At 47.4% G+C, this 9473-nt stretch carries 10 protein-coding genes; 7 read left to right on the forward strand and 3 right to left on the reverse strand.

All coding sequences use genetic code 11. The annotated features are described in order from the left end of the window. The 4 genes from K2Q26_11845 to K2Q26_11860 form a co-directional block, all read left to right on the forward strand. Window positions 1–1911 (forward strand): transketolase (locus K2Q26_11845; protein MBY0316208.1); only part of this gene is annotated, 1911 nt, incomplete at its 5' end. A gap of 12 nt (window positions 1912–1923) precedes the next feature. Beyond that, window positions 1924–2331, forward strand: a complete 408-nt coding sequence (locus K2Q26_11850) for a hypothetical protein (GenBank protein MBY0316209.1) — start codon at window positions 1924–1926, stop codon at window positions 2329–2331. 144 nt (window positions 2332–2475) lie between these two features. Continuing rightward, window positions 2476–2901 carry a hypothetical protein gene (locus K2Q26_11855; GenBank protein ID MBY0316210.1) on the forward strand — a complete coding sequence of 142 codons (426 nt, stop codon included), beginning with the start codon at window positions 2476–2478 and terminating at the stop codon, window positions 2899–2901. Between the two features lie 195 nt (window positions 2902–3096). After that, on the forward strand, window positions 3097–4578 hold the full coding sequence (locus K2Q26_11860; GenBank protein MBY0316211.1) for a hypothetical protein: 1482 nt from the start codon (window positions 3097–3099) through the stop codon (window positions 4576–4578). A gap of 121 nt (window positions 4579–4699) precedes the next feature. On the opposite strand, the gene recA is transcribed toward K2Q26_11860, so the two are convergent. The 3 genes from recA to K2Q26_11875 all read right to left on the reverse strand — a co-directional run bounded on the left by recA (window position 4700) and on the right by K2Q26_11875 (window position 7017). Then, window positions 4700–5851 (reverse strand): recombinase RecA, encoded by a 1152-nt coding sequence (gene recA / locus K2Q26_11865; protein ID MBY0316212.1) that lies wholly within the window; start codon window positions 5849–5851, stop codon window positions 4700–4702. A 4-nt stretch (window positions 5852–5855) separates the two neighbouring features. Beyond that, window positions 5856–6356: a CinA family protein gene (locus K2Q26_11870; GenBank protein MBY0316213.1), complete on the reverse strand. Its 501-nt coding sequence runs from the start codon at window positions 6354–6356 to the stop codon at window positions 5856–5858. Window positions 6357–6558: 202 nt separating this feature from the next. After that, complete coding sequence (locus K2Q26_11875) at window positions 6559–7017, reverse strand: phosphatidylglycerophosphatase A (GenBank protein MBY0316214.1); 459 nt, start codon at window positions 7015–7017, stop codon at window positions 6559–6561. 29 nt (window positions 7018–7046) lie between these two features. Between K2Q26_11875 and K2Q26_11880 the strand changes: the two genes are divergently transcribed. From K2Q26_11880 to K2Q26_11890, 3 genes are all read left to right on the forward strand, one after another. Next, window positions 7047–8243 carry a PilT/PilU family type 4a pilus ATPase gene (locus K2Q26_11880; GenBank protein ID MBY0316215.1) on the forward strand — a complete coding sequence of 399 codons (1197 nt, stop codon included), beginning with the start codon at window positions 7047–7049 and terminating at the stop codon, window positions 8241–8243. An 8-nt stretch (window positions 8244–8251) separates the two neighbouring features. Further along, a complete protein-coding gene (locus tag K2Q26_11885; GenBank protein ID MBY0316216.1) occupies window positions 8252–8707 on the forward strand; it encodes a recombination regulator RecX in 456 nt (151 codons plus the stop codon). Then, on the forward strand, window positions 8704–9473 hold a 770-nt coding region (locus tag K2Q26_11890; protein MBY0316217.1), incomplete at its 3' end, for an alanine--tRNA ligase. The genes K2Q26_11885 and K2Q26_11890, both read left to right, overlap by 4 nt.

The following is a 9473-nucleotide window of genomic DNA, read 5'->3' on the forward strand; positions in this document are numbered from 1 at the left end:
TCACCGACGGCGACACGAGGATTGGTGGCACTGATGGATATGGAGGCCGTCATCGGTGGAGCTGCGAGCCATTTCGGTGGTCCATCTGGTTTTGCCGAAATGATGTCCGCCATTTTCGGTTACATGTTTTGGCAGTCACAAAAACAAAAAAAGGAATGGCACCAACTCTTCCATTTTGTGAATGATGCCGGTCATTGCGAAAACGGTCTTTACGCTCTAAAGGCGAACTATAAACTCGCCGGGCTGGATATCGAACATCTTCGTCACTTTAGAAGTATTGAAAGTGTTTTAACTGGTCACGGTGAAGCGCATTTATTTCCGCAATCTGTTTACATTAGCAACGGCCCGTTAGGTTCTGGACTTCCCCAAGCCCAGGGGTTGGCGGCGGCCGAATCATTGAGTGCTTCTCCACGAACAACGGTGGTTGCGATTTCCGACGGCGGCTGCATGGAAGGGGAGGCCCGCGAAGCGTTTGCGGCGATCCCGGGTTTAGCGGCCAATAAAAAATTAGGTCCTGTGCTGTGTATGATCAGCGATAACAACACAAAACTATCTGGTCGTATCGATAAAGATAGTTTTTCGATGACTCCCACTTTCGCTTCATTAGCCGCGCAAGGTTGGAATGTGATCACGGTCGGTGACGGACATGACCTCCAAGGTGTTTTCACGGCGATTGAGCAAGCGATGGACGCTCTTAAAAAAGATCCAACGACACCGGTTGCCCTCTGGTGCAAAACGATTAAAGGAAAGGGTGTCAAAAAGACCGAAGAGTCTTCCTCCGGAGGACATGGTTTTCCGCTCAAAAAATACGACGAGCTTCCTGCATTTTTAACCGAGATTTTTTCAGCTCAAGAAATGCCCCAACAGTTAAAAATGTGGCTGGAGGATTTGGTCGCTCGCGAATCGAAAAAAACGACGACATCGGCATCCTCTGTTAAAAAAGAAAAAGCTCAAGACGGCGTGAGCAAAGCTCTCATAGAGGCCGTTGAGAAGCATCAGCTTCCGGTCATCTCTATCTCTGCGGATCTTCAAGGGTCCACTGGCGTTGAAAACTTCAGAAAAAAATTCCCCGCCCACACGTTCGAAGTCGGAGTGGCGGAGTCGAACATGGTGAGCATGGGCATAGGTTTATCCAAGCAGGGATATCTCCCGGTCGTAGACACGTTCGCGCAATTCGGTGTCACTAAAGGCGCGTTGCCTTTAATCATGAGTGGTCTTTCCGAAGGACCTGTCATGGGCATTTTTTCTCACACCGGGTTTCAAGATGCAGCGGATGGAGCCTCTCACCAAGCTTTGGCCTATCTCGCGATGTCTGGCTCTATTCCCCATGTGGAGACCTATTGTCTCACGTGTAGCGAAGAGGCCTACCACTTGGTGTCTCAAGCGCTTCAGCAGATGGCCGAGGATAAAAAGCGGGGTGTGGCTGGAAAGAGCTATTTATTCTTTTTAGGTCGCGAAACGTTTCCTCCAAAATTTAATGAGACCGCCACCTACAAGCTAGGGAAAGCTCATGTGATCTCGGATCGTTTGGGGAATGCGGCTCAAAAAGTCATGATCGCTGTTTCGGGTTCGTTGGTGAGTGAGGCCCTTGAAGCTCAAGAAAAACTGGCCCAGAAGAATATTGGATCGATCGTAGTTAATCCGGCGGTGATGAATCGTCCCGATGTTGAATTTTTTGCGAAATGGTTACCCAAAGCCGACGGCAATTTAGTGACCTTGGAAGACCATCGTGTGATTGGTGGTATGGCCTCGGTCTTAGTTCCAGAGCTATTAAGTCATGATATCAAGATCAACAGACTTCGCACCCTGGGAGTGGGGGACGAGTTTGGTCGGAGTTCCTACACGGCCAAGGACCTTTACAAGCTTCACGGTTTAGATGCCGAGGCGGTTGTTAAAGCCGTCACTCACTAAGGGGGAATGAGTATGGACTATCGAATCCTCATCGCGATCTGTTTCGTTCTCTCCGTCAGCAGTTCCCAGGCGCAATATTCCTGGGACAGATGCTCGGATGCCGAAGGATATTTTAAGACAGAGAACGGCATCGTCGTGAGTCCAGAGGCCGATCCCGGAGAAAGTATCTTTATCGAAAAAGTTCTCAAATCAATGCCGGTCAAAACAATCACTGGAACCTGTGAGTCCGTAAAGAACTCAAGCTCTTACGTTTACATGCAGGAAAACTTATCCTTCGAGGTCTATCAGATGAGTATTGATGGCTGGGTCGTCCGCAATATAGACATGCTCTGCACGCGTGGCTCTTATAATTATTCCCTGGAGCAGGGGCTTTCATCCGTCTGCGCTGGTGAAACTTCAGTGGTTGAGAGTTACCCCTAATACGGGGTCTAACCTCTGATCCTTAGAATTTATTCAAACTCATATTCTAAACTTATTATCCCTTTTTCAATGCACGCCAATTTCTTTGATGTCGAGAGCGCCGTGAATGTAATCTTGGCCAAATATCTTCCAAAAGGAGAATGTATGAATAAAGTTTTGTTTTGCTTACTGTCGTTATTCGGTTTCAATGCTTTTGCCACTGGAAGCTTCAGCTGTGAAACTGATGCCTCAGTAAATAATGCTAAAATTACAATTTACGGTGTGACGAGTAGAAGCTTTGAAAACGCGATCGTCAGTGCTGAGGGCCAAGCGAACGGGTCCATTGGGGATGATGGTGTTTCTTTTACTTTTGATTATGCTTTAACAAAAGAAGACATAAGACAGTACTGGAACAGTGGAGACGAGTTTCGCCTAGTGATCTACTCCGAAAAAGAGATGAATGGAAAGCTTGAGTTTCTCAAGACGGTGATTAAGACGACAACTACTGATGGAATTACATTTACCGGTGATGCCATTGTCAGCGGACCATCTTGGTCTATGGAAGTGCCAGTTTCTTGCGAAATTGAATAACTTATTAAATTAAGAATACAACTTTGTTGAATAAAGGCGAACTCCCAATGAGTTCGCCTTTTGTTTTTTGTGAATAAAATCAGAAGGTTCCGGCAATTTTTACATCCCAACGCTATTCCAGCGGCTTCATCCCTGCTTTTTGAGATTCCACTCTCATAAAAAGGAAAATTTTAAACCCTAAGCTTGAGGATAATAATGAAGTCCATTCTTCTCTTTCTCTCTTTAGTTTCAGTGAGCACGGCCGTTGCGGAAAAAAATCTGTGTGCGAGTCTTTTCTCCAAGCAAACCTCGCAATTCTCTAAAGAGGTTCAAGAGGCCATTGCTTCGGGAATCCCAGATCAAATCATTACGGCTTTTATTCGAGAAACGGCGGTCATAGAGAACAAGCTCACGGACTCTGACGTGGCTCACTTGGTGGTTCTTGCACGTCAGGTTCTCAAAGATAAGAGCATCAACGATAAAACGATCTACGAGATGCTTTACTACGCCAAAAAGAAATACGATGCAGAGATCGATGCCCAACTTAAAGATATGGGGCAGATGCTCAATCAATCGGTTCGTAACATGAGACTCCGCCGGGAGCGGTTTGCTTTGGCATTGAATCAAGGAGATGCGCTTAAAGCAGCTCATGTTTATCGCGACCTTTATGAGTCCTATTTTATTTCGCTTTCTTATCTTAAGGCTTACATCACGGGAGATCGTACGACTCGCAATGAGGGTTTAGTCAAGAGTGCTCGATTTGTTCTCATGGGCCTGACCCAAACGGCAAGACTTAAAGATTTGGCCGTTAAGGTTCGTCAAATTTATGCGGAGAAAAATCCCTCGCCAGAGGCCATCGTCGACGTGTTTGATCAGATTGTGGCGCGCACGAACGATGAGTATCGTTATGCCGAGTGGTATGTCAGTCGCTTGGAAAAAGATCCCGAGATTTCTCAGGCGATGAAGGACAATCTTAAGTATATCCGGGGTCGTCTCAGTGTCGATACCATTGCCGAGCGTTTTAAGATGGATCTTTTGGCCGAGGCCGATTTAACAACGGCGGAGGCGTCTCAAATTGTTTCCTCACGGCCTCAGATTTTGGTTTATTGGTTAAGACATATCCGCCAAATCGAAAAGCAATATGCTCGTCGAATAATGATTCGCTCGATTTTTCATGTGGAAAACTTTAGGAAGTTTGTGAATCATATTATTCCCGAGGCCTATCGTGGGCCGATTTCCAAATTGATTGGTCTTGATTACAACACTTACGTGACCTCACTTCACTTCGAGAATCTTGAAGCGGTTCTTTTAGCCCCGAAAGGGCAACCTCAGTTGGATGCATTTAGAGAAGCGGTGGCCGAAGGGGATAGTGCGAAGTCAGCGCAGTTCCTCGAGACGCTGGCGCGTTTGTCCAACAACATGGACACTTGGAATGATCTTAAAACGCAAGTGTCCACTCTGGCGAACCAACATGCCAATTACAAAGTTCTATTAAATATGATGGTCGCGGCCGAAGGAAAAATCGAAACTCTGGGATTTATTTCTCGCTTAGATACAACCTCGAAGTTTGATCACTATAGTGCTTGGGTTCTTCCTGGTGCGACCACGGCCGCGGGCGCTGCTTACTGGAATTGGGACACACTGGTGAGCTGGTATCGCTTTTCGGTGCAGTTGGCCGTTCAGAACTGGCCCTTTTAAGGGAAATAAAAAAGGCGCTGGGTAGCGCCTTTGTAAGATCCTTCGCTTTCACTCAGGATGACCGCTTCAATCGGGATGACTGTTGTGGATACGAGCGACAGTTGTCGCTCGTATGAGCTCGCTACTGACGAGCGGCAGGGCTCGGTTTGCTAGGAGCGGCTGCTTTTTTAACGTCTTTTGCGGTGTCCTTAGTTTCCTTGGGAGCTGCAGAAGCTGTCGCTTTTTCGGGTTTGTCTGTGCCTTTGTCTTCCGAAAGAGCCACAACACTAATACCTTTAAGTGCAATCACTTTCGAGCGAAGTTCCGCAACGATTTTGGGATTCTCTTTAAGGAAGTTTTTCGCAGTATCGCGACCTTGACCGATACGCTCTCCATTGTAGCTGTACCAAGCTCCGGACTTTTCCACTAATTCAAACTTCACTGCGAGATCTAAAACATCGCCTTCTGTAGAAATACCTTCTCCGTACATAATGTCGAATTCGACTTTAGCAAATGGAGGTGCCATTTTGTTCTTCACAACTTTGACAGCAGTACGGTTTCCGACAGTTTCTTCACCGCTCGTGATCGCACCGATACGACGTACATCTAAACGAACCGAAGAGTAGAATTTAAGAGCGTTACCACCCGTCGTTGTTTCTGGGTTACCGAACATCACACCAATCTTCATACGGATTTGGTTAATGAAAATCAGAGTGACGTTCGTTTTGCTGATCGCACCTGTGAGTTTACGAAGAGCTTGAGACATCAAACGAGCTTGTAGACCCATGTGACTATCACCCATGTCGCCTTCGATTTCTGCGCGAGGAGTAAGAGCTGCAACGGAATCGACAACTAATACGTCGATGGCGCCAGAGCGAACTAATGTTTCTGTGATTTCTAAAGCTTGTTCACCAGTGTCGGGTTGAGAGATCAAAAGATCCTCGGTATTGACTCCGAGTTTGCGAGCGTAGTTCACATCCAAAGCGTGCTCGGCATCCACGAAAGCGGCAACGCCACCGGTTTTTTGCGCTTGAGCAATGGCGGTGAGAGCCAGAGTTGTTTTACCAGAGCTCTCTGGTCCGTAGATTTCGATAATACGACCACGAGGGTAACCACCGATTCCAAGGGCGAGATCTAAACTCAAAGCGCCGGTAGGAATTACGGGTACATCATCGTAAAGCATTTCTTTAGCGCCTAAACGCATGATCGAACCTTTACCAAATTCTTTTTCGATAGAACCAACTGCAAGTTCTAACGCCTTTAGTTTCTCTGCTTTGTTCTTGGATACATCCATTTTCTTACTCCTCTAGCGGCGCATCCGCGCGCTGCCGTTTAATATTACGTTTTAATAAATCTAAAGCAAAATCCACAGACTGTTTTTGTATCTGTGAGCGATCGCCCGAAAACAACTTCTTTTCTGCGACTTCAATTCCGGGGCCAACAACGGCAAACCAAACAGTGCCCACAGGTTTCTTATCTGTGCCCCCATTCGGACCGGCAATTCCGGTTATGCTTACAGCCCACGAAGAACCGGTCAAGCGCTTAACTCCTCGGGCCATCGCCAGAGCTGTAGCGTCGCTCACGGCGCCCAGCGTTTTTATCAGCGACGGAGAAACGCCTAAAACTTTTTCCTTAATTTCGTTGGAGTAGGCGACAACACCCCCCAAATAAACTGCAGAAATCCCCGAAGTGCCGACTAATTTTCCGGAAAGCAATCCACCCGTACAACTCTCGGCCAAAGATAACCTTTGTCCTCTCAACGTGAGTTCGCTCAAAATTAAATCAAGGTTGTTGTCCAAAAGATTTCCCCCAGAATTTAAATAATCTTTGCGTGCAGATCGGTGGTCCTGATTTGAGCAATAAATTCTTTTTTTTCTGGACAGCTTTTTCGGACGCGGGCTCCATGCCCTCGCCCGTTTTTCCGACAGGAAGTCGGAAATCGCGTCACGCTAACGGGAGGTCCTCAAAAACTCTCCAGAAAAAAAGAATTTATTGCTCAAATCAGGAGAGCCAGCCGAGGTGTACAATCAGATGGATTGTGGCTGCGGTCAAGGCTCCAGCGAGCATGTCATCGAGGAGGCTGCCGAAGGCTCCGGGTGTGTTTTTGTCGACCCAGGAGATGGGGAAAGGTTTTAGGATGTCGTAAAATCGAAATAGGAGGAAGCCTGCTGTTAAAATTGGCAGTGTTAGTGGTAAAAATAAAAATGATAAGTATATGCCTGCGATTTCATCAATGACGACGGTGGGGTCGTCGTGCTCGTGGTTTTTTTCGTAAACGTAAATGGTGATGTAGGCGAGGATGGTGAGAGCGATGGTGATTAAATAGTGGGCAGAGGTGAAGTAGACCAGGATCATCGCGAGGGCGCTGCCCCAGGTGCCGGGAGCAGGGCGGATGTAGCCGACACCGAGGCCGGTGGCGATCCATTTGCTGATGCTGTTTATCGCGGTTGATGTAGACAACGGGCCTCCGATTTTTGATACTACTAGGAGTGGAACATACCTTTAACGAAATTCTCACTCAAGCTGCAGCGGTTAACGCGAGCGACATCCATCTCAAAGTGGGCGTCGTTCCGGTCATTCGTCGTTTTGGGTTGTTGAAGCCACTTTATCCTTCGAAGAAACCACTTTCTGCCGAAGATATGGAAGAGCTGATCACTCAGGCTCTGACGCCGGATGAAGTGGCCGATCTCGTCACTGAAAAAGAAATCGATAAAGGTTACGAAATTCCTGATGTGGGTCGCTTTCGTATGAATATCTTTCGCCAGCGCGGAACCACTCGCTTTGTGGTTCGTTTTATCACGAAGCAAGTTCCAGCTCTCGATTCTCTCGCGCTTCCTCACGTGGTTAAAACTCTCGCGGAGTCGGAGCGTGGACTTGTTCTAGTGACTGGGGTGACGGGTTGTGGGAAATCGACGACTCTCGCTTCGATGATTAATCATATCAATCAGACGGCGAACAAACATATTATTACTCTCGAAGATCCCATTGAATATTATATTAAGGACCGAAAGAGCATTATTTCTCAGAGAGAATTGGGCATTGATATGAATTCCTTTGCGAACTCTTTGAGAGCTACATTGCGGCAAGATCCGGATGTGATTTTTGTCGGTGAGATGCGCGATCGCGAAACGATTGAGACCGCGTTGATCGCCGCAGAGACGGGGCATCTTGTGTTCTCGACCTTACACACTTTAGATTCGCGCGAGACCATTAACCGAATACTATCGCAATTCCCTTCGGAGCAGCAGGGACAGATTCGCCGACAGCTGGCCAATGTTCTGCGGGCGGTGATCAGTCAAAGATTGATCATGCGGAAAGATGGAAACGGCCTGGTTCCGGCCTGCGAAATTCTCGTGAACAACCAACGCATTAAGGAAATGATCGAGGATCCGGAACGCTCCAATCAAATCCTCGACGCCATTGAAACCAGCGCCAAAGAGACTGGAATGCGCTCTTTTGATCAGAGTTTGATTCACCTCGTGCTCGATGGCCACGTGAGTCTTGAAGAGGCCCTTAAGTACACTTCGCAGACGGAGAACTTTAAACTCAAAGTTAAAGGCATTCAGTCCGGAGTCGATTCGGACTGGGACGAAAATATCGAAGCCAAAAGCAAAGTCGAGATGAAGTGGGACGATCATGATGACTTATCCCTCGACGAAGGCTATGTTCAAAAGCCTAAAAAGTAGGGCTTCCCATGGAAAACGAAAAAGAAGAAAAGCGATATGTTCGGCGCTCGGCCTACAATAAGGTGATGGACTATCTCGCTTTGCGGGATCATTCGGAACACGAGTTGATACAAAAGCTTAAGCGTGCGAAATACACGCCTGAAGAGATCGCCACGGCCATGGAAAAAGTCGTGGGATCCAGTTGGATGCCTAAGCCCGAGGTGATGGCGCAAAAGGTTGCAAATAGCCTGCATCGCAAACGGAAGAGCTATTTGTATATTATGCAGTATTTAAAACAGAAAAAACTGCCCATGGTGCCCCGAGATGCCGACATCGAAGAGGAAAAAGCACGAAGTTTAGCCGAAGGGCGCTTTTCCGATTTGTCAAATCTGTCTCAACTCGATAAGAAAAAGGTAGCTCGTTTTTTACAAAGTCGTGGTTTCGATTTTGAGACCATCAATCGTGTAACTAGGATCAGATCATGAAACATCAAGACGTCAGAAAAGCATTCACTTCTCATTTTGAGGGCCTTGAACATCGCCATGTGGCGAGTTCAAGTTTGGTTCCCTTCAATGATCCCACGTTGTTGTTCACGAACGCCGGGATGAACCAATTTAAAAACGTCTTCGTGGGAACCGAGAACGTGGATTACAAGCGTGCGGTGACCATTCAAAAGTGCGTGCGGGCGGGCGGAAAGCACAACGATCTGGAAAACGTCGGCTATACGACTCGTCACCACACCTTTTTCGAAATGCTTGGGAATTTTTCTTTTGGCGATTATTTTAAAAAAGAAGCCATCCGGTTTGCGTGGGATCTTTTGACCAATAAGATGGGAATTCCGAAGGATAAACTCTACGTGACGGTGTTTGAGACCGATGATGAGGCCGAAGAGATCTGGCATAAGCAAGAGGGTGTTCCCCGCGATCGCATCGTTCGCTACGGAGAAAAAGATAACTTCTGGCGCATGGGAGACGTTGGCCCTTGCGGCCCTTGCTCCGAAATTTTTTATGATCACGGTCCTGGTGCGGGAAACCCCACGGCTAAATTCGGACAAGATGATAATCGCTATGTGGAGATCTGGAATCTGGTCTTTATGCAGTACTACGATGATGGTTCGGGAAAACTTACTCCTTTGCCCAAGCCCTCGGTGGATACCGGCGCAGGTCTTGAGCGAGTGACCGCAGTGATGCAGGGGAAGGCCGACAACTATCAGACGGATTTATTTGCTCCGCTCATTCAAACCACCTGTAA

This window comes from Bdellovibrionales bacterium, from assembly GCA_019750295.1.
Taxonomy (GTDB): domain Bacteria; phylum Bdellovibrionota; class Bdellovibrionia; order Bdellovibrionales; family JAGQZY01; genus JAIEOS01.